This is a genomic window from Pseudomonas mandelii (genome assembly GCF_900106065.1).
Classification (GTDB): domain Bacteria; phylum Pseudomonadota; class Gammaproteobacteria; order Pseudomonadales; family Pseudomonadaceae; genus Aquipseudomonas; species Aquipseudomonas mandelii.
The window spans coordinates 2761619-2783450 of record NZ_LT629796.1; the positions used below are offsets into that span (position 1 = coordinate 2761619).

The window sequence follows — 21832 nt, forward strand, 5'->3', positions numbered from 1 at the left end:
TCATGGGTAAGCCTAGGTCGGAAATTCAAGTTCACAATCAGTCAATCAAGGCGCGCCAGGTTCTGCTAGAGGACGTACTTGCCGATGTTAAAAAATACGTCTCAAATGAGGTTGTTACTTCCGCTCTAAAAAATCAGGGGGCTTTGGCTTCGCTTTCTTACAAGTTCGATTTGGCTGGCCAGCATTACGCTATCGACTCCACAAGTCTGAACACCCTCAAAAAAAAATCCGATGAATTACTTGGTCATCACGGTTTCGCAGGGCTAGAGCGTCTTAGAGGCGTGGCTAAGGATGCAATTGCCGCGTATGCCGAAAGGGGCAACAAGCCCACCAAGAAGACCAAACATGGGCTGGAGCAAATTAATAGCGAGTTAGAATGTACGGTGGTCGCACTGCGCCGTGCTAATTTCAGATTGCTTCAAGGGCTTTCCACTGCTATCTCCGGAATCAAAGAAACCAGGGATGGTTCTAGTGAGGCTATTAGAAATAAAAGCGCTAGCGAAGCCGTAAATGCACTGTTGGCAATAGTCTCGCTTAATGAGTCTCCTTTTGACGTGATTCCATCTCACGAGAATATCCAGTCTTTAAAGGTAGTACGGAGTGAGTAATTTCCCTGAGCGTAAGCTTTATTCAGTGGTTCCTGAGCTTGAGTTGTTTGACCACAACGCACTGGGGAAGCTCGTGACTAGGGATGCGAGCAATCTGACATTCATCAATTGGCCAAACGGGGCACCCTGTTTTGCCGCGAATCTCTACATGCTTTCCCTTACGGTTCGCCCCAATAGGATGAAGCGTAAAGGGTTAGCGCGTACAGGTAGAAAAGGTGGGACGATAGGTGAGTACGCTCAAAAAATCAGTCAGTTGGTTAGATTCTGTTATGCTTCAAACATTGACTTTATAGATCTATCAGATAACGACTTTACACGGTTTATTCATCATCTAGGTACGGAGGTAGATCCCAAAAATCTTCGTGAGAAGAAGAAGGCCACACTCACCGTTGTAGACGTTGGGACTGTATGTATAGACTTTCTAAAGTATATTGGAGGGCTTTATGAGCAACCTAATTTCGTCGCGATTGGAGGACGAATAAAGATTACTAAAAGCGTTACAGTGAAAAAAGATAAGCGTGGTCGTGATTATGCTGTGCATAGTGTTTGGCACCACGCATTTCCACCTGGTGGTAGGAGGCACGAGCGGAATGCGATTCCTGCTGTTCATGTCGACCAGCTCAGGAGCGCTGTCGATGAAATGGGGGGCTCACGGTTCATCAAGATTCGGCGGCATGCATTCATCTCAACATTGGAAAACTCTGGGGCTAGGCTTTCAGAGGTGGCGAGTCTTAAGGTCGTAGATGTCCTGACCGCGTATGAGATGAAGCACCCTATGCTTAGGTTTATCACGCTGAAGGGCGACGACAGCGAGGAAAGAGAGATACCCGTAAATAAGATGTTCCTCAATGAGCTGATCTCATACATTGAGTTTCACAGAGACAAAGTTGTAAGAAATAAATTCTCTAGTATTAATGATCATGGTTTCGTATTTGTATCATCAGCAACCGGAACTCCGCTTTCAGAAACATCCCTTGGTAACGAGATCGGTTCAGTGCGCAGGTTTGCTGGCATCGAGGAGCAAGCATGCGCACACATGTTTCGCCACTCGTTTATCACGAACTTAGTAATGGAGTTTGTACAGCGGGATAGATATAGGCGCGCAGGAGACTTTGAAGTCAGGTTGCTTTCTGATGAAAGCTATCTTGAGGAAGTTAAGATGTATACCGGCCAGAAATCAATTGCGACTATCATGGGCTATGTACATGCAGCATTCAAGGAGATTGAGGGGTATAGCACTACAGTTAGCAATGTTTTCCTAATTCGAGCCATGGAGCAGTTCGATAAATACTCTCGTAAACTCAGGGCCCAGCTCGGCTCTACCCTTACAATTCAAGAGTATAACGTAGAGATGGAGAAGCTTGAGGCTTTAAGGGATGATGATTTTGCTCGTGAGCTTGCAAGAGAGAAAACGGTCAAAGGAATCGCTCCAATTCTGCCTGGACGCGAATGATTCCGCGAATTCTGGGGCGGGTCTATCATTCACGCAGTAGTGTTGAGATACCATGGTTCATAACCAATGGATTTAAGCCTTGGGCTTTAGGTCAGGAGAACGTTTTGTTGCTGCTTACACGCTTCTGGAACCTTATCAGCTCCGACCTTCGCCCTGAGTGGGAGAAAGCGCGTGAACGCGAGTTCATCCGGCTCTTCGCATTTAAGGGTGTAGAAAAAATCTGACCGGCTGGAAAAGGAGTCGAGGATCTTAGAAAATGTAAGCTCTCACACCAACAAAAACTAAGCCCCCGACGTGAACAATCTTACCTTTTCTAGCCCTGATCTTTCCAGCTTTTGCCAACTGAATAACCTCGGCCTGACTGCCACTGGACAACATCTTTGTGCAGAGCGCGCCGTCATCGAATGTCGTTTAACCAAAGCACCCGAGCCATGCCCCAAGTGCGGGGCTGCTGGTGTTTCACGCGGTACTGTCGATAGGCATCTTGCTCACACACCTTACGGACAACGACCAACCAGATTGCTGCTGCGTATCCGTCGCTGGCGTTGTGCTTGCGGCTGTTTCTGGCATGAAGATACAAACAGTGCAGCACCTCCACGTTCAAAGCTTTCATATGGGGCGATACGCTGGGCATTAGCTGCCATCGTGCTGGATCATCTGTCGGTATCTCGTGTTGCGAGCCAGCTTGATGTTGCATGGCACACCGCTAATAATGCCATTATCAACGAAGGACGGCGCCTGCTTTTTAATGACTCGACACGTTTTGACGGTGTGACCGTGCTGGGCGTGGATGAGCATGTTTGGCGACATACACGCTGTGGTGACAAGTACGTCACCATCGTGGTTGACCTTACGCCCGTGCGTAACAAAAACGGGCCGGCCCGCTTGCTCGATGTGCTGGAAGGCCGCTCCAAACAAGCCTTTAAGCAATGGCTACAGAGTCGCCCCAAATCGTGGCGTGACCAGATCGAAAGCATTGCCATGGACGGTTTTACGGGGTTTAAATCTGCAGCGCAAGAAGCCCTGCCTCAAGCCCAAACCGTGCTGGATCCTTTCCATGTCGTGCGCTGGGCAAGCAACATGCTGGATGAATGCCGCCGGCGTGTGCAACACGACATCCTGGGCCGCAGAGGGCGTAAAAATGACCCGCTCTACAAAAGCCGTCGAACGCTACTGACTCGGATCAGCTACCTGTCTGACGCCAACAAAAAGCAACTGTTCCAGCTGTTTGCAGATGAGCACCACCTCGAAGTGGATTGCACCTGGAGCATGTACCAACGGGTGGTCAGCGCCTACAACGAGCCGGATCGAAAACGTGGTAAAAAACTCATGGAAGAGGTCATAAATATCATTACAGCCAGCGACTTGCCCAAAGCGCTCATCGAGGTGAAAGGCTTGGGGGAAACGCTGAAAAAATACGCTGAGAGCATCCTTGCCTACTTCGACCGGCCAGGAACCAGCAACGGTCCAACAGAAGCTATCAACGGGCGACTTGAGCACTTACGAGGTACCGCCTTGGGCTTTAGAAATTTAACCAATTACATAGCCAGGTGCTTGCTGAAGTCAGGAGGGTTTAGAAATCAGCTACACCCTTAAATGCGAAGAGCCGTTCATCCTGGCGGCGAACTCCTTGAAGACCCTCAGGGTGACACCGGGGGGCGGGATGTCCATCGATCCTGAAGAACTCCGAGATCAGATAATCGCCTCACGTGAGCAGTTGAAGCATCTTGTCCAAAAACCAGAAGTGCCTAGGAGACCTTTCGAGGCAGCGACAGACCTTCTGGTAGAACAGGAAGCGAGTCCCTCCGTAGAGGCTCCAGTAAGTGCCATGGACTGTATCGAGTTGGTAGCTTGGCGTCGCTTGCAGACCGGCGCTGCTGTGCGCTACGTGTGCCTCCAGTCTACAAGTACGGGGCGATCCGCTGTCGCTACAGCCAGTCTGTTCACAGAAGCCATAGAGAGTCTCCCTACTTGGGTCGACGGCAATACCAACAGGCAAGTTGCAAATGCCTTGCAGAGCGGTGGACTCCATTGGTACGCGACTTTGAGCGAGGCGATGGATGCCTGGGATGCGGAGCTTTGATGGCTCCACTAGGAGTTTCACTCACACCAAGGCCCCCACGTTGGCGGGTTGTCCACGATATCGATGGACGTACCGAGCTCGTCTTGCATGTGTTCGAAGACTCTGTCGAGACTTGGATGAGCTTTCGATTCTCGTAGTGCGTTCACTAATTCCAGTAGCTCTCGGCCTTGGGCCACAGGCATTTGGATATCGCAATACACAGTGTCATCGTTGTCTCGTTCCACGTCTATTCTCCGCCTGCATCAATCCAGCTTGGGCTCACTGCAGGCAGCTCTGTGTGCCTTGAGATTCTGCATCTCTGATTGCCAGCAAGCCAGGAATTTATACCAGTCCGAGGCGTATGGCCCATCAAGCAACCTGGTCGAGCCGATACTTGCCTGGTTGAAACGCTCCCTCCAGGGCTGCGGAATAGTCTGCTCCAAAATGATGTCGATTCCGGAATGGTGATGCTGCACCGTGACACAATCCCGAAGCTGGTTGAGCTCAAAGGCCTTGACCGTATGAGGGGAGTTTTTTCGCTCTTGAAGTTCAAGGTCATCAAGGATGGATAAGGCATCGAACGCCTTCGACTCGCCTGGGGATATGCTCGATAGCATCCACAAAGCCTTTCGTCTCTTGGCTTCTAGTTCGCGGAGTTCATCGTCGGGCATGTGAGTTACCTCTTGTTGGCGTTGATGGCATGCCGCCTGCGGCGTCAGGCTGCCGTGAATCGAGCCCCGCCAAGGCGTGTCTCGCCCCTGCGGGCTCGCATCCCTCACGCCTGCGCGCTCCGCTTGCTTGGTGTCTGAGGCTCTATGAAGCATAGATCGCAACGCATCCTACCCTCATGATTCGGAGCTCGGCATCGCTATTAGAAGCGTTCTGTTATCGTTCTAAAAGTAATTTAGTCGCTCTTAGTCATCAGCCTTCTGGGGAGCCGGGAATGGACACAACTCGACGCGTACCAGGCAGAGCCTACCAAACGGTTCGCGATCCTGAGCGTCTGCTCATCGAAGATCGCGCCAAAGCTCTATCTGCTGCAGGCTACCCGCTGCCAGCTGATGACCCGGCTATGTACGCTGAGCGAAGGCTGAAAGAGGCCAGAGCGGCAGCGCGTTCATCCCAGGTAGGTAGCGTTAGCGAAAACACTGCGGCTGAGCTCTCCGCAAGAGAGGTATCCCAGGTACTTAGGGAGGCCATTTTTGGTCGAACCGTTATGAGTAAGGTGGGTCATGAATCGTGGGACGAGATTTATGCCGGCCACTTCCAGATCAATGTAGACGGTTGGAAGGTCTCGATTCACAAAGACTGCGATGAGATCGACTACTGCGCAAACTGCGTGAGCCCAGATGGGCGGCGCTGGTCGTTTGACGCAGGTGATCGATATGGGACTGATCCTGTTGCCCTGCTCTCCGTCTGGGAGCATCAAACACTCGAGATGCTTTTGAAGGAAATCTGACTCAACGCATTCATGGAGCGCCCCTGACGGGGACTGCTGTCGTAGACCATGCCCTGGCTAACGCCAGTGTCATGGCCCGTAGGGCTTCCATCCTCGCGCCTTCGGCCATGTTGGCCTGCGCGCTCCCCCACAGTCTCAAGACGTCGCATAGGCAACCACCGAGCTGAAAAATTTCTACCTGCCCAACCCCATCAGAAACTCGTCGACCCGTTCGAATAAATAAGTATTCGGGTCTCCGCCATCATCCTTCGCGATGAGCAATTTCTCTATTTGGGGCACGGTGAGTGAAACAATCAGCTTTCCTCCTTCTCGCATGGCACCTCGGATAACCTTGTCTGCTGAAGGGGCACACCCTTTGGGCGATATCATGATTGCAAGCTTTCTAAGGGCTGAGGGATACAGATATCGCTCAGTCGTAACCACCTCCTTCTGAGTGATTGGGTCGGTATAATTTTTGAACTCAAAAATCACGTACCGGCTGCCCAAATCATTGAGCATGAGTTTCCAGATTTCAGCGTTAGGAAGTATTCGACATATGAGATCCCTGCGGTGAAGCTCATCATCGGTATTCGACTGCTCATGCCATCCATGAAGGTCGGTTTCAAACAGATACTTCAAAGCGGCGATGCACGCGTCCTCGAAAGCAGCCGCCATCTTTCGTCCAGGTCTAATACCCAGAAGTGTATCGGCCAATCGGCGCCCAGTCTTTTGGGGCATCTCTTTAGTTTCGGAAAGACCGGTTTCTAGCGCCAAGGCTGGCTTGGTGTAGGGAGATGTCGTTGCTTCGAAGAAGTGCTCCAGCTTCCGTGTAAGCCCTGGAAATCCAGCCGCGCGTCTGAATAGTTCCGCAGCATCCCAAATTTCGACCAGAGGGAATTCCTTCGCAGCCTCCGCCAAGCTGGGTGTTAATGGGCACGAAAAAGCAAGGATAGCAACGCGGGCTCCTACCAGCTCTCTTACACTATCTGCCTGTCTGAGAGCCTTCAGAAATAGACTGGGGGTGGGGGGAGATAAATATCTGTAGTGCTTAACTTCAGCTACGCCAACCTCACCGTCCCTTATAAAGGAAACGTCGATCTCATAATGCCTTTCCAAGGCAGTCATGCCTGAGGGTTGTTGCGAACATCCTCGTAACCCAGCGCCCGAAATATCTCGGCTACAAGCCGCTCCAGGTACTCTCCGCTTGAGTTGATATTGTGCACAAAAGCTCCTGTGAGCTACCTGTAGAAGAAAACCAAAAGTCTGCCATCGGTCGTCTAAAATTTTTCGATAGTAAATCCTACTGATGGCGCCCAGGTTGGTGTAGCACACCACATCCACCAAAATCTCATGACTTTGTTTCAGACCTAAAAAACGCCAAGGCAGGCCGCTCATTTGAGGTAGCTTTAAGTCATCAGGGAGCCACCATTATGTTGTGCTCGTACTGTCTCTAAGTTCTCCATCATAAGTTTAAAATCCGCTACGAATTCCGGGTCACGATCCTGCCCGCGATCTCCGAACCGGTTTGCCTTTCTCTTAATCTTGACCACTGACAGCCATCGACTGAGCCTGAGCTGAGAGCGCCACACAAAATGTTTGGCTGAGAGCTTATCTCCGCCGATGGGTACGGGCTCTGTGGTATCCCAATTGCTTTGAAAGAGTGAGTCTGGCTCAAGCCTTTGGCAACTGTCTTTGACATACTGAGCTTGAGAGCTCGAACTAAAAATCACTGACGACGTCCGACTTCGGAACTGCAGAGAGTTCAATAGCCTGACGTCTTCTGTAGAGTTTAACTTGGTAAAGCCATCCCGCCCATTGCCCACCTTATAGGTACGACTATCATAAAAGGTAAGCATTAAGCGATTTGATATGGGTAGAAAAATTTGTACCCCCCGCTTCGTCAGGCTGGTGGCACACATACCAGTTTCGTCTTTTAAATACCAATTATAAAAGCAGGATGGATTGTCTGAAAGTACAAAATCCAAGGGTGTTGAGTTAATAAATACGTGGGGCTCCAGATCTCGAATGAGTGGCCAATTCAAAGCGCTTCCGACTGCTGAGATCCTTAACAGATCCTTCTCATCCTCAAGCACTATCGATACCCCTTCAAATTCCTTGGGATCATGACCAAGGATTTTAAGCTGCTGGGCCACATATGAGTCTGTGTAGCTTTTCAAATTACCTCTTGCCGTCCCGTAAGCGCCGGGTGTTCTGCCTAACTGAACCAAAACAAAACGAAGAAGATCGATGTCCTGACGCGGAACTCTCTCAGTTGGGCTGGCTATTATCTGAGCAATCTTAGGGGCTGCCAGCGCCTCAACGGTACAAAGAAAATTTTCAACTTGGTTATCTTTGTCGTAAAAGAAGTTTTCTGACAAAACACCTTCAGGCTTGGTGGAGCGAAGAATATCGCGAGAGCTATCGTATGTCCAAACCTTGCCTTTGATAGCAAAGTTTCTAATTAATAATCGAGGAACATAATGCTGATTTTTTGTGATGTTAACCATGTAAACTTCCGTATTTAGCCCATGTAGCGATGTTTGCCTACCAGAAACTTCGACAGGAGCATGAGGCTGGACACCCGGCATTCACTCTATGTGCCAAAGCCGACCAACGGTGCTGCGTGGCAGTCCCAACTGCCGACTGACTTCCAACTGGGAAAGCCCAGTATTCTTCAGTTCCCGTACCGCCTTCAGTTTTTCTGCAGCAGCGGCTGATTGGGGGGCTACAAGTTTGTTTGGCTCACTAGGGAGCACCTCGTCGAGAACACCCAAGACGAGCAATTCAGCGAGCGTCTCATTCAAAGCTGAGCGTGCCGTCTTACCCTCATGGGAGGCAGCTACCAGTGTGAGAAATGTAAGTGGTGTTACCCCCAATGCCTGAGCGATATCAGCAGTTAGGTCGACACTGGCTGATCTAGTCGATGCCTCCAATCGGCTGATGTGCCCTTGATCGGTCTGGGCTTGGAGCTCTGTCTGCGATAAGCCCCGCCGCATCCTTAGCCACTGTAATGTTGCTGCGTACGCCTTGCGCAAAGACATCCAGGCTGTTCTCCCCCAAAAGGAGACGGTATGCCGCGTTTGATTGATCCCATTCAAATGTATATAGTCATAGCGATGGGATTTGCAGCCTGCCTGCGCCAATCAACACGTGCGCCGCACGCTGAATTTTGCTGTCGTCATGAGGATCATCAATTTATGGGTAATTCTTCGGAGCACGAGTTGCTCCGGGAGGGTGAGATATCGTCCTTCGGAACAGAGCTACCTCAAGCCGAAATAGAGGCATTGGTGGCGGATCGCTTCGGTCGGAAACCGTACTGTTTGGTCGAGGACTGGCTCATCTTTCACGTGGACGAGCCTCCTGAATCGCTCGCCAGGGTACGCGCCATAGGCCTGCAGACAATGTTCCTTTATTCCCATTGCGTCACCTACGACAGCCAGGGCCGGTTCCCTCCAGGGGGCTGGGTACGCTCGACCCTGTGCAAGTCGTTCGACGGCGTTTGCCTGTTCGAGACCCGGAATACGGTGTACGCCTTGGTAGGCAAAGGGCGCGAGATGACCGCATCGCTCAAGACAATATTCGGCTTATGTTAATCGCAGGCGCTAAGCAGGCCTGCTCCACACGAGATGCACGATGTTCAGGATTAGCATGCAAGACCAGGCCGGCCCGGTGGGTATGTTTGGGGACGGTCTCGCTCACTTTCACGCCTTGTCGCGATCCTTGGTTACTCATTGGTATCACGTCAGTCTCAAGCGCCGGCATGAGGGACGGTTCGTAGCTTATGAAGAGATGCTGAACGATGAGCCTCGCTTGGTAGAGCTGCTGGTCTCCCAAGACGAGAGCATGGTCATTGAAGATGTCCAGGTCGTTACCCCGGCATGGATGAACAAAGGGTCAGGCTGGAAGATGGAAATGCTGAAATCACTTTCCATGGGGTTCAACCAGGCAGAAGTGCCAATCTGTGTTCTGCAGGTCGAGAGTGGTGATGTGTACGTCAATACCCATCAACGCGACCTGGATGTCGATGCCTTGGTTGGGGTCAGGGAGCTATATCGGCGCAGTGCTGCGACCACCGGCGTAGCCTCAGCTTCGAAGGCTGTGTAGCCATGGACGACATCAATACAGTCGCAGTCGATTTACACGAAAAGCGCTACTCGGACTTCGACCTTCTTCGCATCGCCAAAGCAGTGAATCAAGACTACGACGGGCTGGTCACGGCCTACCTGGTGAATGTCCATATTCATGCGTGCAGTGCTGTTGGTGTGGTGTTCGGTCACATTTGCCCTGGGCCGTACCAACGATTTGCAGATGGTAGGCTGATTCGGACATCAGACATTCAGTCCGTAACGAAGGAAGGCAGGTTTTGGGTGATCAACACGGTCAACTCGAAGTACGTCATTGCGACGTTTAGGCGTGACGTCGGGCGGCGTAGCTTGCATGAGTTCATGCGCATAGCGGGAGACAGGTATCTGCCAACGCCGGATCGCCTCCAGTAGTCGCTGATCGGTGTTTTGGGCTTGCCCCGCTTCGGGGACGGCTGTCGTGTACCAATCCCGCTGTTGCGGGACTTGGCCCCTTCGGGCTTCCATCCTCAAATCTCCGGCCCTGATCGGGCCTGCGTGCTCCGCTTGTCATTTCGCACGCCAGCACAATGTTGCCTGCTCGATCCCAGAACCGTTGTCACTGAACCCGGTCTCCGAGATTTTGAACACTTCTTCGGGAGCAGATAGTTATTGGACACTTTCAGCGATATCGTATGCTCGGTTCCCTATGCTTAGCCAAGGACGTGTGGCATGCCGAAGATCAAACCACTGGATATGAAGCTAATCGACCTTCTTTTTGGGATGGAAGGGGGTTACGTGTTGGACTTCTCAGACCGCACCATGTCCCAGTTCTTCCTCGGAGAACTGGAGATCGATATTGATGATCCGCTGTTCACTGCGGATGGTACATCCAAAGCTAAGCGCCTGCGGAGCTTCCTCACGCTTGCCGATACACCGACTTGCGTGCGAGCGCTCAAAGCACTCTGGCAATATCGCCAGGCAGCGCTGGCCAACCAACACAAAGATGAGCCTGTGGTTAACGCCGAGGGGCGCTTTCTGACTTTGATTCAAGGCTTGGAATCCGGCTCATCTGCCGACGTCATCAAGGGCGATCCTTTCGCAGCTGTGCGTCCGGTAAATGTTGATCAGGCAGCTCAGTTGAAGAGGGCCCTATTGGACATTCATAAGCTCGCTCCTCAAGCACGTGGCTACGCATTCGAGACGTTCCTCCAGCAGCTGTTTGAGGCATCCAACCTCCAACCTCGCGCACCATTTCGGAATACGGGGGAACAGATAGATGGAAGCTTCCAATGCCGAGGGGACATCTACCTTGTTGAGGCGAAGTGGGTAGTGAACCCTGTTGGTGCAGGAGAGCTGCACATTTTTCAAGGCAAGATCAGCCAAAAGGCAGCTTGGACACGAGGTGTTTTTATCAGTTACTACGGATTCACTGACGTTGGGCTGGAGGCATTCGGACGCGGCAAGAGTCTGATATGCATTTCGGGAAAAGATATCAACCATGCTTTAGAGAGGCACATCCCATTCGCGGATGTCATAGACCGCAAAGTGCGGGCGGCTGCTGAGACAGGTTCAGTATTCGTACCTTTGGATAAATTGTTCTAAGCCCATGCGGCAACGCGAAGGGAAATTTCATCAGGGGCTCCAATGTACCTAACCATCATGAAGCCCGAAGTGCTTCAGGACGTTGCATCGCTCGGTCGTGGTCTTTGGATTGTAGATGGCCCTGACGGCCCAGTGCTCGTGGTCAAAGCGGGCAAAGAATTTATCCTCGCCGCACGTGAGAAGCGCGAGCTGAAGTTCTATCTTGCGCCATACGAGTCTGATGAGGCGCAAGGCCTGACGCTGTTGACGGCCTGCTTTGATGACCCGATTAGTCCGCTGACTATTAAAACACCCCTGATGGGTAGCGATCCTGTTACAGAGGGGCTGAAAAGCCTTCCTGACCATTTTAGCGTCTGTTTTTTTGATGAACACAATCGCGAGCTTCTTAGTAGTACAGCGCACGCTAGCCTTGAAGAGCTCCGAAAGCATGCAAAGGGTGTCAATCCCTTGGGGAAGGAGCACTGGCATCTCATGATGGAGCAGGCAGATGACTGGTTCAGCTTTACGACTAGGGAAGACGACAGCCGAGCAGTAACGTTGACGCTCTTGGAGGATCTATTTCCAAGCGACTTCCTGATCACCGACCTCACTCGCCAAGGCTTCCATGGTTCCAGGGGTTTCTCAAATACTCACCTTGAGCGACCGGAGCCAGGACACCTACAGGAGCTGGATATCATCTATCTGCTCCAGCGTGCTTACTCGGCGGAGCAAATCATCCATGGGCCAGTGAAAGTCTCCGATGGGGAAGAGCTGACCGATGCTGTTGTTTTGGGGACGGAGGTCACGCTTTTACTACAGGCTAAGGACAGCCCAAACACAGCTGAGATGATGGGGACAAAGCTTGAACGAAAGCGTAAGAAGGCCCTGAGTCAGTTGAAAGGAGGCCTATCGCAGCTACGTGGCGCAGTTTCAACTATCGAGCGTGAGGGGAATCCCGCGCTGCGGCTTGTTGATGGTACGCCCCTCAAAATCGATCTTGCAGCACGTCCCCTTTTAGGAGTCGTGGTGGTAAAAGAGCTGTTTAGCGATACCTATGAAGAGTACGGGGCCATGATCTTGGATTTCATGGATGATGTACGTGTACGTGTAGTGGCATTTGATTACAACGAGTTCGAGGTTATGACGCGGCACTGCCCGTCAGAGCAAGCACTCCTTTCGGCATTCTGGCAAATTTCCGAGTGCGCGGTTGAACAGAGGATCTATCCCAGACTTCGCTTCACTGAGCTGCCCCCACGCTGATTCACCACCATGGCCAGCCCATGAAGCGTAACCTCAACGAATTCCTGCACTGAACTAGAGGTTTAGACGTCACTTCACCGTCGTAAAGGTTAGCGAGCCGCAACAGTACCCTGGCATCACTGAGCAAACATGCCAGCGATAATCCTGGCGTCGAGCAAAGCATGATGGGGCAGCTCCTCGCCCTCGCTAGTCGGAGTAAGTGTCGTTGCGTCAGTAGGGAAATTACGAACGATTCTGGGCCATCGCCCGCCGTCATAGACCAGATCGCAAAAAAGCTCCCAGTCGTACTGGGGAGCATCAGTGACGATCTCGACCTCCTTTTTGAACGACGTCAGAAACCTGAGCAGCGACATCCTGGCTTCAACAATGGGCAATGCGTAGCTTCCACCCCACAGCTGCGGAAGCACGATTTTCTTTACGAAATCACTGCAGTCTTCTACTCGCCATGTGTCGAGCAATTCCACGTAGAATTCGCGTCCATTCTCAGCTACCAGTGCGAGTGATATCAGCTTCGCTGTGGCTGAGAGCCGGGTGAACTCGCAATCAAGAAAGAGCCTCATGCTGCAGGAACTCCGTTATGACTAGGCCTCGCCTGGATATGGTGCAGGAAAGTCAGCTATGGGAAATGGCCCTCGAGCATCTTGGCTCAGACGGACTACTCCAAGCGGTCATCGAAATGTGGAGCCGCGCCTCCGCCCAGACCGTTGGTAGAGCACCTGTCCATCAATCAGGTGAGTCAGGACGTCATGAGCATACTGAAAATTGCCCAGCAGCGGGTAGGTGCCATCGTGCCAGGTCGAACGCCTGATGCAGGCACAATCACGCTGTACACACGTCACGCTAGCAACTTAGTTGACGGGCTCATTACACTGCTGCCAAAGGTGAAGCTTTCGCAAGCCTTACGAGGCTCTTGTCTTGAAATCGAACTGGGGATTTGACGTCCGCGCAGGCTCCTCGAACACCAGTCAGCAACAATCTTATTAAAACTTGCCCAGCGAAACGCGTCCCTTTGAGATGTTCTATGAACTCTGATTTAACTGAAGAAGAAATGCGTCGTGCCCTTTTTGGTACGCCTCAGCCAGAGGAGCAAGTTTCTACTCCGCTAGCGCAGGAGCCTGTGCCAGCAGTTGTTTTAACAAAGCCGGCAGAGGCTCCAATAGCCAAGAAGAAAGTGGCGAAAGCGTTTACGCCCAGGCTGCGGGTCACACTCCGGGTTGGGAACGAGTTTGAGGGGAAAATGATCGAGTTGATTCACGAAGCTGACACCCTGAGCTCGTTGCTTGCTGAGCAAGAGGCTGTGAGGGCTGCAAGGAAGAAATACAAATACGTGGAAGTGGAATCCGTTAAATCGATGTAGCACACGCCTCAAGTTTAGGTCGGACAAGTGCAATGTATTTTCAGATAGTCCGCCGACAAGTCACTGTAGAACCCGAGGGGTAGAAGGTTAAAACTTTCTGAAGCGACTGTTCTTGCGCATTCCACGCCATCCGGCCACCCAGTCCACCAACATCCGGCCACCCGTTCCACGCTCATCCGGCCAGGCAGTCGGAGCGCAGCGACGCAGGTTTGCATTGTTAGTCTGAAGTCCCTGTCGTCGTCAATTTCGTTGCGCGTCTGCGCATCGATTCGCCCTTCAGTTCGATCCGATAAGCGTTGTGCACCAGCCGGTCGAGGATCGCGTCGCCCAAGGTCGGATCGCCGATCAGTGCATGCCATTTGTCCACGGGCATCTGGCTGGTGACCAGCGTCGAGCGGTTGCCGTAGCGGTCGTCCAATAGCTCAAGCATGTCGCGCCGTTGCGGTGCGGTAAACGGCGCCAGGCCCCAGTCGTCCAGGATCAGCAAGTCGGTCTTGGCATAGCCCGCCATCAGTTTCGCGAATCGACCGTCTCCGTGGGCCAGGCCCAGTTCCTCCATCAGGCGCGGCAGACGCAAGTAGCGCACGCTGTAGCCGTCACGGCAGGCCTTGTGGGCCAGCGCGCAGGCGAGCCAGGTTTTGCCTACACCGGTCGGGCCGCCGATGATCAGGTTCAAGCCATCGCGCAGCCATTGGCCGCTGCCCAGTTGCAGGATCAGGGACTTGTCCAGGCCGCGTGGGCTGCGGTAATCGATGTCTTCCAGGCAAGCGTTGTGGCGCAGTCGTGCCAGTTTCAGCCGGCTGCTCAGACGCGTGTTTTCACGTTCGGTCAGCTCGCGGTCGATCATCAGGCCGAGGCGTTCGTCGAAGCTCAGATCATTGATATCGGGCGTGGCGTGTTGCTCGCTCAGCGCCTTGATCATGCCGTGCAGGCGCAGGGTTTGCAGCTTGTCGAGTGTCGGATTGGGCAGCATTTTGGTGCTCCTTTTTCAGGTCAGTGGTAGTAGCCAGGGCCGCGCAGGTTGATGTGTTCGTCGGGCAGTAGCGGCAGGTTTTGCTGGGACAGCGGTAGCTTTTCCAGCCCTTGGCGCAGGATCGATTCAAGGCTTTTGTAGCTGCACGCGCCCAGTGCCAGCGCTCGCTGGCAAGCGGCTTCCAGCCGCTCTTCGCCGTGCTGCTTGCTCAGGCGCAGGATGCCCAGGCAGGCGCGGAAGCCGTGCTGAGGATGGATTCGGCGCTCAAGGATGTAGGCGATAACGCCAGCGGTGTTAGGCCCGGTCTGCTCGGCCCAGCGGATCAGCCGTTGCGGTGTCCATTCGGCGTGCTCCCGGTGGCTCTTGGGCATGTGCTCGGTTTGGGTGGTGTGGCGGCCTTTGTGCAGCGAGCGCAGGTGACTGGCCACCCGCTGGTTGGCGTGGAAGCACTCGACGGTCTTAGCGGTTAGCCGCACTTCGAGTTGGTGCTTCACCAACTGGTACGGCACCGAGTAGTAATGGCCCTCGACCTCGACGTGGTAGTCGATGTGCACCCGCACCTTTTTCCATTCGGCGTAGATGTACGGATGTTCTGGTAGCGGTTGCAGTGCGGGTTGGTCGATGGTCTCAAAGGCCGAGCGGCGTGAGCCGGGCAGCTTCTTGAAGGGCTTTTGATTGAGGCGTTCGAGCAGCAGGCTGATTGCCGTGTTGAGTTCGCCCAGCGAGAAGAACTGGCGGTTGCGCAGCGCGGCGAGGATCCAGCGCTCGACGACTTGCACGCCGACTTCGACCTTGGCTTTGTCCTTGGGTTTGCGCGAGCGAGCAGGTAATACGGCGATGCCGTAATGCTCGGCGAGATCGCGGTAACTGGGGTTGATGTCGGGCTCGTAGCGATGCGCCTTGGTGACGCCGCTGCGCAGATTATCGGGCACCAGGATCTGCGATGTGCCACCGAAAAAAGCAAAACAGCGGGCGTGCGAGCCCAGCCAGTCAGGCAGCTTCTGCGACCAGGTGGCCTCGGCAAAGGTGTAGCTGGACGCGCCGAGAACGGCGACGAAGATCTGCGTTTGGCGGATCTCGCCGGTTCGCCGATCAATGACCGGTACGGTCTGGCCGGCGTAATCGACGAACAGCTTTTCGCCGGCACGGTGCTCCTGGCGCATGACCACGTCGACCTTGGCGGCCCAGAGGCGGTAGTGCTCGCAGAACCAGCTGTATTGGAAGCCTTGCGGGTGGGCGAGTCGGTATTCCTGCCAAAGCAGGGCCAGAGTTACGCCGGGGCGGCGTAACTCCCCGTGTACATGAGCCCAGTCTGGCACCGGCCTTTGATCGCTGGGAACGGTGGGCGGCGGCGGAAAAAGATGCCGTTGTAACTCGGCGTCAGTCAGCGCAGAGGGCCAGGTCAGGCCGCTGGCAGCAAAGCGATTGAGGTACTCACCGACGCTGGCTCGGCCTACTTGCAAGCTGCCAGCGACCTGGCGGGCAGATAGGCCGACCTCGAATTTGAGACGTAGCACTTCTCGAATTTTACGCATGGATAAACGCTCCACGACGACCTCTCTGCTTCGATAAAAGAGGTCGATGGTAGTGAATAATCCTGCGTTGCTGCCTGCCTTAAGGGTGGCCGGATGAGCGTGGAATGGGTGGCCGGATCATCGTGGAATCAGTGGCCGGATGTTTATGGAATAGGTGGCCGGATGGCCGTGGAATCCGCAGTTCTTTGGTATTTGAAAACCACCAAGCCCGAACAGCCGTGATTTTTTAATGATCAGCGGCTGTCTAAAAAATGGCACAGGAGGGTTTCTTGGGGCGCTGCTCGGCGGTATCTCGGCCCACTTCGCCCCCACCAAGTGGTGGTTGACGCTACGGTTTTCGCCAAACCAATGAAGGAATTAGCCGGATGTAAATTAGCTCGCTGACCAGTTCGATCAGCGTTTGGGTGATGACTGCTGCCGCAGCTAGCCCTCTGATTTCTTCGGGTAGAGCGAGTGCCAAGGGCAGAACCACCAACGAGTTCCGCGTCGAGCTACTGAACGCTACTGATCTTGCAGTGATGGCCGGCAATTTGAATGCTCGCGCAACCAGCGCACCAACCAATGGTGCCAAGAGCATGAAACCAATGTAGACAGGAATGACGGGCAGCAGCTTGTCCATGTCTCTGACCACCGCTGAAATCTGAGAGCCGATCACTACGACCAATACAGCCGCCATAGCCGGCACAGGCATCCAAGCCCAAGCATTGTTCCAACCCTCAACGACGCGTGACCTTTTTGCACCGGCAGCTGTTGCTACCGCCAAGACCAAGGGCAAAGCGATCAGCACTACGAAGGCCTCAACAAATGGGCCGACAGATATAACCACTGCCGAGTCATTACCCAGCATGAAGGCCAGATACAGGGGCAGTAGCACAAGCTGAAGCAGGAGTAGTAATGGCGTTGCCGCCAGAGTCAGTTTGGAGTCGCCCTTACCGATATGGGTAAACACCACCACATAGTCGATACAAGGCGTCAGCAAGACCAACAGTGCACCCACCAGAATCGCGGGGTGATCCGTTAGGCCCATGGTCAACGCCCAAACCAACAGGGGGATGGCGACGAAGTTGGCTGTGAGCAGCGCCGTCATGAAACGCTTGTTTGCGAGCCCTTCACGGAGATCCAGGAATGGGATCTGCAGAAACATGGCGTACATCAGCACAGCGATGGCTGGTGTCACCAACGCACCTAACGCTTGAGAAGCATTAGGTGCGAGCAGACCTCCGATAGCAGCGACAATGACCGCGACGAAGTAGACGGGAATCTGGTTCTTCTCTAGCTGTTCTCTGTCCACAAAATGCCCTTAAACGCGTGAAATCAATTTTCGATTGAGCAGGGTAATATCTGTAGCCACTACAGGTTCAAGAAAATGCTTGGGGAATCGCATGTCAGGAATCGGGGCGTTGTCTAAATCAACGGGTTGCCACATTGAGACGATTCGCTATTACGAGAAAATAGGCCTTTTACCTCCGGCCCTGCGGTCGACCGGCAGGCACCGAATCTACACAGAGAAGCACCGTTCAAGACTCGTGTTCATCCGTCAAAATCGTGAGTTAGGCTTTCCCCTCGACGATATACGAGAACTCATCGCGCTCGCAGCAGATGCTGATCGTCCGTGTGCTGACGCACTGTCGGTGGTCAAGAAGCATTTGGCAGAGGTAGAGTTGAAAGTAACCAAACTCCAGCAGATTCGAATTGAGCTGCTTTCCATGGCAGGCGCTTGTGAGTCAACCTGCCTAGGCTCAAACACCACTGATTGCACGATTGTTGAGTCCTTGTTCGAACCCGCAGCGGGGACGCGATCCGGTTGCTGTTCCTAATTAAGAGATGACCAAATGCTCGATGCAAACCGGATGCATAATTATCAGTAAGGATGTTATTTGTGGGATGGATTTTTTTGTTACTAGCCGGTGGCTGTGAGATTTTTTACGCTGCGGCTATGCCGCGTACCGATGGCTTTACCCGCTTATGGCCAAGCGTATTTTGCGCAGTGTTCATTTGCCTGAGCATGTATCTTCTGTCACTAGCCACTCGCACTATTCCGGTCGGTACGGCCTACGCGGTATGGGTTGGCATCGGAGCGTTAGGAACGGCTGTATATGGAATATTTATGTTGGGTGAGGATCGTAGTGCACTGCGAATCTTCTGCTTTTTTCTGATTTTTGCCGGAATAGTCGGGCTGAAATTTCTCTCCGCAGAGAAACACTAAATTGAATCAGGGATGACCCTATGGCTTTGAAAGTTCGTACGGCAATGGTGGCAGACGCAGAGGGCATCCAGCGCATTTATGCCCCTATAGTTTCGAACACGGCTATCTCATTCGAAGAGATCCCGCCGAGCGTTGATGAAATTGCTCAGCGGATAGCGACGACACTTCAAACATATCCCTACCTTGTGGCTGAAGAAAGTGGTGAGATCAAGGGATATGCATACGCAAGCCAGCATCGCGCACGTGCAGCCTACCGATGGGCTGTTGACGTGACGGTGTACATAGCTGAATCAGCTCGCCGCCAGGGTGTTGGCCGCGAACTCTACGAGACTCTACTTCCAATACTAGAGAAACAGCGATTTCGCGCCGCTTACGCTGGAATCGCGCAGCCCAATGAAGGCAGCGTGGGCCTGCACGAGTCGCTAGGATTCACCCATATAGGGACGTATCCAGAAGTAGGCTTCAAGCTTGGGAAATGGCACGACGTCGGCTATTGGCGGCTCGGGCTGTGCCAGGCAACCCCTCCACTGGAACCTATTCTCTTCCCCCAGGTTGAAATCAAGCCAGTGATGGGGTGAAGGCTCGTAGTTTGGTGAATGCGACCAAAGCGCCGATGCCCAATATCCCGGCCATGATCCAAATTAGCCAGTTTGGGCCAAGCTGCACCAGGATGTATGCGCATGCCATGGGCGCTACCGCTTGTGCAACCAACACTGGGCGAGCGATCAGGCCAAGGTGCATGCCCAGGTTGGTGCTGCCCAACAGTGTAAGTGGGACTGTTCCTCTGGCGATGGTCATGATCCCATTTCCACCGCCGAAGGTAATCACTGCGATAAGGGACAGCATCACCATCCCCGGCCCCAAGGCCAACAGTCCGACGATGCAAGCCAGAATCCCTAGCCTTGCTATCCATACCGGATGAGCGCTGCGGCCAAACGCATATTCCAAAAGTCGAGCGACAACTTGAGACGGCCCCATCAGTGCTCCGAGCGTTACTGCCATGGCGGCGGAAATTTCATGGCTACGCAGGAGCGCTATTAGATTGACCGCCAAAGCTGACATCACGAACGCATGTAATGTGAACAGCAAGGCGATCCACGCTAAGCGTGGATCAGCAGGCGCGTACGATGCTTTGGCGATCTTGGCGGACTCAGTTGCTCGCGGCGTAGGCAATGGAACCGTTAGCAGGTGAAGGGGCAAACCTACAGCAAGATGGATTAAAGCGAGCACCCTGCAGGTGGTTTGCCATCCATGGCTCGCATCCATCGACGCCAGGAAAGGCCAAGCGACCGTGCTTGCGAAGCCCGCTATGAGTGTCAGTCCGGTCATCGAGCCTCTCGCCCTTGCCCCCATCAGTCGGCCCAGTGTCGCGAATCCAGCGTCATACAGGCCTACGGCCATGCCCAAACCCAAAACTGTCCATGCGATGTAGTAGACGAACAGCCCTGATGCGAAAGACATGGTGATTAAACCAAGAGCCAGCAAAAGCGAACTGCTGGCGAGCACCCATTTTCCGCCATGCTTATCAATAGTCCTGCCGACTACAGGCGCGCATATTCCAGCGACAAGCAGAGACCACGATAAGGCGCCCACTACAGCGGGAACGGATGTATTTAGTGAGCGCGAAACGGGTTCAGCTAGAACTGCCGGCAGATAAAACGTGGAGCCCCACGCAAGAATTTGGTTACAACCCATTGAGCCAATCAGGGTCGCATGCTGCCTTGTCGTCGGGGCTGCGGTAGACATCAGTCAAACTCAGCGAGATAGCTTTGCACTTGCTTGACTACATCTCGAGCGGTGCGGGTTACTCCGATCAATGTCGCGGAAGCGAGCCCCGTCCAATCGCCGTAACCCACCAGCCACAGATTGGGTGAAGCAACACTCCGGTTTTCGTCCACAGCCACTTTGCCATCCTGGCCCACAATGCCCAGGCTGTTTAGGTGGTCGAGCGCTGGAGAAAACCCAGTGCACCAGATGACGACATCCACCGCTGTTTCGTCTCCTGATGACCAAACAACGCCTGTTGAAGTGAAGTGCGTGAATGGCCGTACTGCGCTCAATACACCGCGTTCACGAGCGTCCTTCACCGATGGCACCATTACGATGTCGCCCAGCCCCCCAGCAGGTTGTTCAGGCTCCACACCTTCCTGTTGCGCCTTCAATCGAGCAGTAGCTCGTTCGAACAGGACGCGCCCATCAACCTCATCAGGTAGAAACTTTGGGGCCTCTTGAGTTACCCAGGTTGCCTGAGCCACTTTAGAAACCTCGGCGTAAATCTGTGCTCCCGAGTTGCCACCACCCACGACAAGGACGGTTTTACCCTCAAACTCATTCGGCCCAACGTAATGAGCGGAATGAAGCTGCTCCCCTACGAACAACTCCTGTCCGGCATAGCTCGGGGTAAATGGGCGGCTCCAGGTGCCTGTTGCACTGATAACCGCGTTGGCATCCCAGTATCTATCCCCGGAGACAACCCGTAACCCTTCTTCGATTTTTTCGACACGGGTCACCTTGGTGGATCGGATGATGGGGAAGTCGTATCGACGCTCGTACAGAGTCAGATAGTCGATAACATCATCACGGTGAGGCGTTTCTTCTGATGCGGCAGGCATCGGCCAGCCCGCAATCGAGCTCCATGCCGATGGAGAGAAGAGTCGCAGCGAGTCCCAGCCATGCCGCCAGGCTCCTCCTGGTGCCGACTCCGCATCGAGCAGCACGTAAGACAAGCCTGACCGCTTCAAAAAATAGGCGACTGTCAGTGCTGATTGACCACCGCCAATGACCACAACATCAAGTTTCGAATTCTGACTCACCAGCATCCTCCAGGCTAAATCGCGGCACCTCACCGTCGTCGTATCAGACTCTGCGACCGTGCTCATCAATGACGACTTGTCCGTCTTCTTTGATGAAGCTGCCACGCTGCTCTTGCGGTAACAAATCGAGAACTGCTTCTGACGGACGACACAAACGCGTCCCCAAAGGCGTCACGACGATGGGGCGATTGATCAGGATAGGGTGAGCCATCATTGCATCGATGAGGTGTTCGTCCGTCAGCGATGCATCGCCCAATCCCAGCTCTTCGTACGGAGTGCCTTTGATACGCAAAAGAGCCCGCACCCCGATACCCATATCCCCGATGAGCCTGCCAAGTGTGGTGCGATCAGGCGGGGTCTTCAGGTACTCGATAACCGTCGGTTCTTCCCCGCTATTACGGATCAGCTCCAAGGTGTTGCGAGAAGTGCCGCATTCGGGGTTGTGGTAGATCGTGATCTGGCTCATATCGCTTCCTCGTACT

Annotated in this window: 25 protein-coding genes; 13 read left to right on the plus strand and 12 right to left on the minus strand. The window is 53.5% G+C overall.

Features of this window, described 5'->3' with window-relative positions:
* Positions 1 to 2: 2 nt before the first annotated feature.
* From BLU63_RS12505 to BLU63_RS12520, 3 genes are all read left to right on the plus strand, one after another.
* The gene (locus tag BLU63_RS12505) at positions 3 to 608 is read left to right on the plus strand and encodes a hypothetical protein (protein WP_083375559.1); all 606 of its coding nucleotides are present in this window, start codon (positions 3 to 5) and stop codon (positions 606 to 608) included.
* Positions 601 to 2061, plus strand: a complete 1461-nt coding sequence (locus tag BLU63_RS12510; RefSeq protein ID WP_084315802.1) for a tyrosine-type recombinase/integrase — start codon at positions 601 to 603, stop codon at positions 2059 to 2061. Before BLU63_RS12505 ends, BLU63_RS12510 begins: the two co-directional genes overlap by 8 nt.
* Positions 2062 to 2355: 294 nt before the next feature.
* Positions 2356 to 3657: an ISL3-like element IS1411 family transposase gene (locus BLU63_RS12520; protein ID WP_011920678.1), complete on the plus strand. Its 1302-nt coding sequence runs from the start codon at positions 2356 to 2358 to the stop codon at positions 3655 to 3657.
* Positions 3658 to 4161: 504 nt separating this feature from the next.
* Here BLU63_RS12520 and BLU63_RS33320 read toward each other — a convergent pair.
* Positions 4162 to 4368: a hypothetical protein gene (locus BLU63_RS33320; protein ID WP_083375563.1), complete on the minus strand. Its 207-nt coding sequence runs from the start codon at positions 4366 to 4368 to the stop codon at positions 4162 to 4164.
* Positions 4369 to 4386: 18 nt separating this feature from the next.
* The gene (locus BLU63_RS12535; protein ID WP_144443494.1) at positions 4387 to 4794 is read right to left on the minus strand and encodes a hypothetical protein; all 408 of its coding nucleotides are present in this window, start codon (positions 4792 to 4794) and stop codon (positions 4387 to 4389) included.
* A 272-nt stretch (positions 4795 to 5066) separates the two neighbouring features.
* Here BLU63_RS12535 and BLU63_RS33615 point away from each other — a divergent pair, with 272 nt between their 5' ends.
* Positions 5067 to 5582, plus strand: coding sequence for a DUF7693 family protein (locus tag BLU63_RS33615; RefSeq protein ID WP_307634399.1), 516 nt, complete (start codon positions 5067 to 5069; stop codon positions 5580 to 5582).
* A 174-nt stretch (positions 5583 to 5756) separates the two neighbouring features.
* Here the strand turns inward: BLU63_RS33615 and BLU63_RS12545 are convergent, their stop codons facing one another.
* From BLU63_RS12545 to BLU63_RS12555, 3 genes are all read right to left on the minus strand, one after another.
* Entirely contained in the window at positions 5757 to 6686 is a 930-nt protein-coding gene (locus BLU63_RS12545) for a hypothetical protein (protein WP_083375565.1), read from the minus strand.
* A gap of 281 nt (positions 6687 to 6967) precedes the next feature.
* A complete protein-coding gene (locus tag BLU63_RS12550) occupies positions 6968 to 8068 on the minus strand; it encodes a DUF4238 domain-containing protein (RefSeq protein WP_159454574.1) in 1101 nt (366 codons plus the stop codon).
* Between the two features lie 81 nt (positions 8069 to 8149).
* On the minus strand, positions 8150 to 8602 hold the full coding sequence (locus tag BLU63_RS12555; protein ID WP_054092762.1) for a helix-turn-helix domain-containing protein: 453 nt from the start codon (positions 8600 to 8602) through the stop codon (positions 8150 to 8152).
* 156 nt (positions 8603 to 8758) lie between these two features.
* Here BLU63_RS12555 and BLU63_RS12560 point away from each other — a divergent pair, with 156 nt between their 5' ends.
* The 5 genes from BLU63_RS12560 (at position 8759) to BLU63_RS33325 (ending at position 12466) form a co-directional block, all read left to right on the plus strand.
* A complete protein-coding gene (locus BLU63_RS12560) occupies positions 8759 to 9154 on the plus strand; it encodes a DUF6957 family protein (RefSeq protein WP_020308628.1) in 396 nt (131 codons plus the stop codon).
* A gap of 40 nt (positions 9155 to 9194) precedes the next feature.
* Positions 9195 to 9665, plus strand: coding sequence for a hypothetical protein (locus BLU63_RS12565; RefSeq protein ID WP_083375567.1), 471 nt, complete (start codon positions 9195 to 9197; stop codon positions 9663 to 9665).
* Between the two features lie 2 nt (positions 9666 to 9667).
* Entirely contained in the window at positions 9668 to 10057 is a 390-nt protein-coding gene (locus BLU63_RS12570; RefSeq protein ID WP_083375568.1) for a hypothetical protein, read from the plus strand.
* Positions 10058 to 10354: 297 nt separating this feature from the next.
* A complete protein-coding gene (locus BLU63_RS12575) occupies positions 10355 to 11227 on the plus strand; it encodes a restriction endonuclease (protein WP_083375569.1) in 873 nt (290 codons plus the stop codon).
* A 42-nt stretch (positions 11228 to 11269) separates the two neighbouring features.
* Complete coding sequence (locus BLU63_RS33325) at positions 11270 to 12466, plus strand: hypothetical protein (protein ID WP_231990956.1); 1197 nt, start codon at positions 11270 to 11272, stop codon at positions 12464 to 12466.
* 116 nt (positions 12467 to 12582) lie between these two features.
* Here the strand turns inward: BLU63_RS33325 and BLU63_RS12590 are convergent, their stop codons facing one another.
* The gene (locus BLU63_RS12590; protein WP_054090282.1) at positions 12583 to 13026 is read right to left on the minus strand and encodes a 3'-5' exonuclease family protein; all 444 of its coding nucleotides are present in this window, start codon (positions 13024 to 13026) and stop codon (positions 12583 to 12585) included.
* Positions 13027 to 13487: 461 nt separating this feature from the next.
* Between BLU63_RS12590 and BLU63_RS12600 the strand changes: the two genes are divergently transcribed.
* The gene (locus BLU63_RS12600; RefSeq protein ID WP_083375571.1) at positions 13488 to 13823 is read left to right on the plus strand and encodes a hypothetical protein; all 336 of its coding nucleotides are present in this window, start codon (positions 13488 to 13490) and stop codon (positions 13821 to 13823) included.
* Positions 13824 to 14040: 217 nt separating this feature from the next.
* Here BLU63_RS12600 and istB read toward each other — a convergent pair whose 3' ends face one another.
* The 3 genes from istB to BLU63_RS12620 all read right to left on the minus strand — a co-directional run bounded on the left by istB (position 14041) and on the right by BLU63_RS12620 (position 17622).
* Positions 14041 to 14796: an IS21-like element ISPre4 family helper ATPase IstB gene (istB, locus tag BLU63_RS12610; protein ID WP_011077977.1), complete on the minus strand. Its 756-nt coding sequence runs from the start codon at positions 14794 to 14796 to the stop codon at positions 14041 to 14043.
* 20 nt (positions 14797 to 14816) lie between these two features.
* Positions 14817 to 16331: an IS21-like element ISPre4 family transposase gene (istA, locus tag BLU63_RS12615; RefSeq protein ID WP_041771204.1), complete on the minus strand. Its 1515-nt coding sequence runs from the start codon at positions 16329 to 16331 to the stop codon at positions 14817 to 14819.
* Positions 16332 to 16659: 328 nt separating this feature from the next.
* On the minus strand, positions 16660 to 17622 hold the full coding sequence (locus tag BLU63_RS12620) for an arsenic resistance protein (protein ID WP_054090280.1): 963 nt from the start codon (positions 17620 to 17622) through the stop codon (positions 16660 to 16662).
* A gap of 91 nt (positions 17623 to 17713) precedes the next feature.
* Between BLU63_RS12620 and BLU63_RS33540 the strand changes: the two genes are divergently transcribed.
* The 3 genes from BLU63_RS33540 to BLU63_RS12635 all read left to right on the plus strand — a co-directional run bounded on the left by BLU63_RS33540 (position 17714) and on the right by BLU63_RS12635 (position 19115).
* Positions 17714 to 18148, plus strand: a complete 435-nt coding sequence (locus tag BLU63_RS33540; RefSeq protein ID WP_083375572.1) for a MerR family transcriptional regulator — start codon at positions 17714 to 17716, stop codon at positions 18146 to 18148.
* Positions 18149 to 18210: 62 nt separating this feature from the next.
* A complete protein-coding gene (locus BLU63_RS12630) occupies positions 18211 to 18537 on the plus strand; it encodes a DMT family transporter (protein ID WP_174604241.1) in 327 nt (108 codons plus the stop codon).
* Between the two features lie 20 nt (positions 18538 to 18557).
* A complete protein-coding gene (locus BLU63_RS12635) occupies positions 18558 to 19115 on the plus strand; it encodes an arsinothricin resistance N-acetyltransferase ArsN1 family B (RefSeq protein ID WP_083375574.1) in 558 nt (185 codons plus the stop codon).
* Here BLU63_RS12635 and BLU63_RS12640 read toward each other — a convergent pair.
* The 3 genes from BLU63_RS12640 to arsC are packed head-to-tail and all read right to left on the minus strand — an operon-like array spanning position 19096 to position 21816.
* Positions 19096 to 20283 (minus strand): MFS transporter, encoded by a 1188-nt coding sequence (locus tag BLU63_RS12640; protein WP_231990957.1) that lies wholly within the window; start codon positions 20281 to 20283, stop codon positions 19096 to 19098. The two genes, BLU63_RS12635 and BLU63_RS12640, sit on opposite strands and share 20 nt — an antisense overlap.
* Positions 20283 to 21356 (minus strand): ArsO family NAD(P)H-dependent flavin-containing monooxygenase, encoded by a 1074-nt coding sequence (locus BLU63_RS12645; RefSeq protein WP_083375575.1) that lies wholly within the window; start codon positions 21354 to 21356, stop codon positions 20283 to 20285. Before BLU63_RS12645 ends, BLU63_RS12640 begins: the two co-directional genes overlap by 1 nt.
* A gap of 37 nt (positions 21357 to 21393) precedes the next feature.
* Complete coding sequence (gene arsC / locus BLU63_RS12650) at positions 21394 to 21816, minus strand: arsenate reductase (glutaredoxin) (RefSeq protein ID WP_083375576.1); 423 nt, start codon at positions 21814 to 21816, stop codon at positions 21394 to 21396.
* Positions 21817 to 21832: the final 16 nt, after the last annotated feature.

What these genes read in the sequence shown, in the direction of transcription:
- arsC (WP_083375576.1), bottom strand. Translation starts at nt 21,816, where the DNA reads ATGAGCCAGATCACGATCTACCACAACCCCGAATGCGGCACTTCTCGC.
- BLU63_RS33325 (WP_231990956.1), top strand. Translation starts at nt 11,270, where the DNA reads ATGTACCTAACCATCATGAAGCCCGAAGTGCTTCAGGACGTTGCATCG.
- BLU63_RS33615 (WP_307634399.1), top strand. Translation starts at nt 5,067, where the DNA reads ATGGACACAACTCGACGCGTACCAGGCAGAGCCTACCAAACGGTTCGC.
- BLU63_RS12635 (WP_083375574.1), top strand. Translation starts at nt 18,558, where the DNA reads ATGGCTTTGAAAGTTCGTACGGCAATGGTGGCAGACGCAGAGGGCATC.
- BLU63_RS12600 (WP_083375571.1), top strand. Translation starts at nt 13,488, where the DNA reads ATGAACTCTGATTTAACTGAAGAAGAAATGCGTCGTGCCCTTTTTGGT.
- BLU63_RS12565 (WP_083375567.1), top strand. Translation starts at nt 9,195, where the DNA reads ATGTTCAGGATTAGCATGCAAGACCAGGCCGGCCCGGTGGGTATGTTT.
- BLU63_RS12535 (WP_144443494.1), bottom strand. Translation starts at nt 4,794, where the DNA reads ATGCCCGACGATGAACTCCGCGAACTAGAAGCCAAGAGACGAAAGGCT.
- BLU63_RS12555 (WP_054092762.1), bottom strand. Translation starts at nt 8,602, where the DNA reads ATGTCTTTGCGCAAGGCGTACGCAGCAACATTACAGTGGCTAAGGATG.
- istA (WP_041771204.1), bottom strand. Translation starts at nt 16,331, where the DNA reads ATGCGTAAAATTCGAGAAGTGCTACGTCTCAAATTCGAGGTCGGCCTA.
- BLU63_RS12590 (WP_054090282.1), bottom strand. Translation starts at nt 13,026, where the DNA reads ATGAGGCTCTTTCTTGATTGCGAGTTCACCCGGCTCTCAGCCACAGCG.
- BLU63_RS12640 (WP_231990957.1), bottom strand. Translation starts at nt 20,283, where the DNA reads ATGTCTACCGCAGCCCCGACGACAAGGCAGCATGCGACCCTGATTGGC.
- BLU63_RS12545 (WP_083375565.1), bottom strand. Translation starts at nt 6,686, where the DNA reads ATGACTGCCTTGGAAAGGCATTATGAGATCGACGTTTCCTTTATAAGG.
- BLU63_RS12550 (WP_159454574.1), bottom strand. Translation starts at nt 8,068, where the DNA reads ATGGTTAACATCACAAAAAATCAGCATTATGTTCCTCGATTATTAATT.
- BLU63_RS12645 (WP_083375575.1), bottom strand. Translation starts at nt 21,356, where the DNA reads ATGCTGGTGAGTCAGAATTCGAAACTTGATGTTGTGGTCATTGGCGGT.
- BLU63_RS33540 (WP_083375572.1), top strand. Translation starts at nt 17,714, where the DNA reads ATGTCAGGAATCGGGGCGTTGTCTAAATCAACGGGTTGCCACATTGAG.
- BLU63_RS12575 (WP_083375569.1), top strand. Translation starts at nt 10,355, where the DNA reads ATGCCGAAGATCAAACCACTGGATATGAAGCTAATCGACCTTCTTTTT.
- istB (WP_011077977.1), bottom strand. Translation starts at nt 14,796, where the DNA reads ATGCTGCCCAATCCGACACTCGACAAGCTGCAAACCCTGCGCCTGCAC.
- BLU63_RS12505 (WP_083375559.1), top strand. Translation starts at nt 3, where the DNA reads ATGGGTAAGCCTAGGTCGGAAATTCAAGTTCACAATCAGTCAATCAAG.
- BLU63_RS12570 (WP_083375568.1), top strand. Translation starts at nt 9,668, where the DNA reads ATGGACGACATCAATACAGTCGCAGTCGATTTACACGAAAAGCGCTAC.
- BLU63_RS12560 (WP_020308628.1), top strand. Translation starts at nt 8,759, where the DNA reads ATGGGTAATTCTTCGGAGCACGAGTTGCTCCGGGAGGGTGAGATATCG.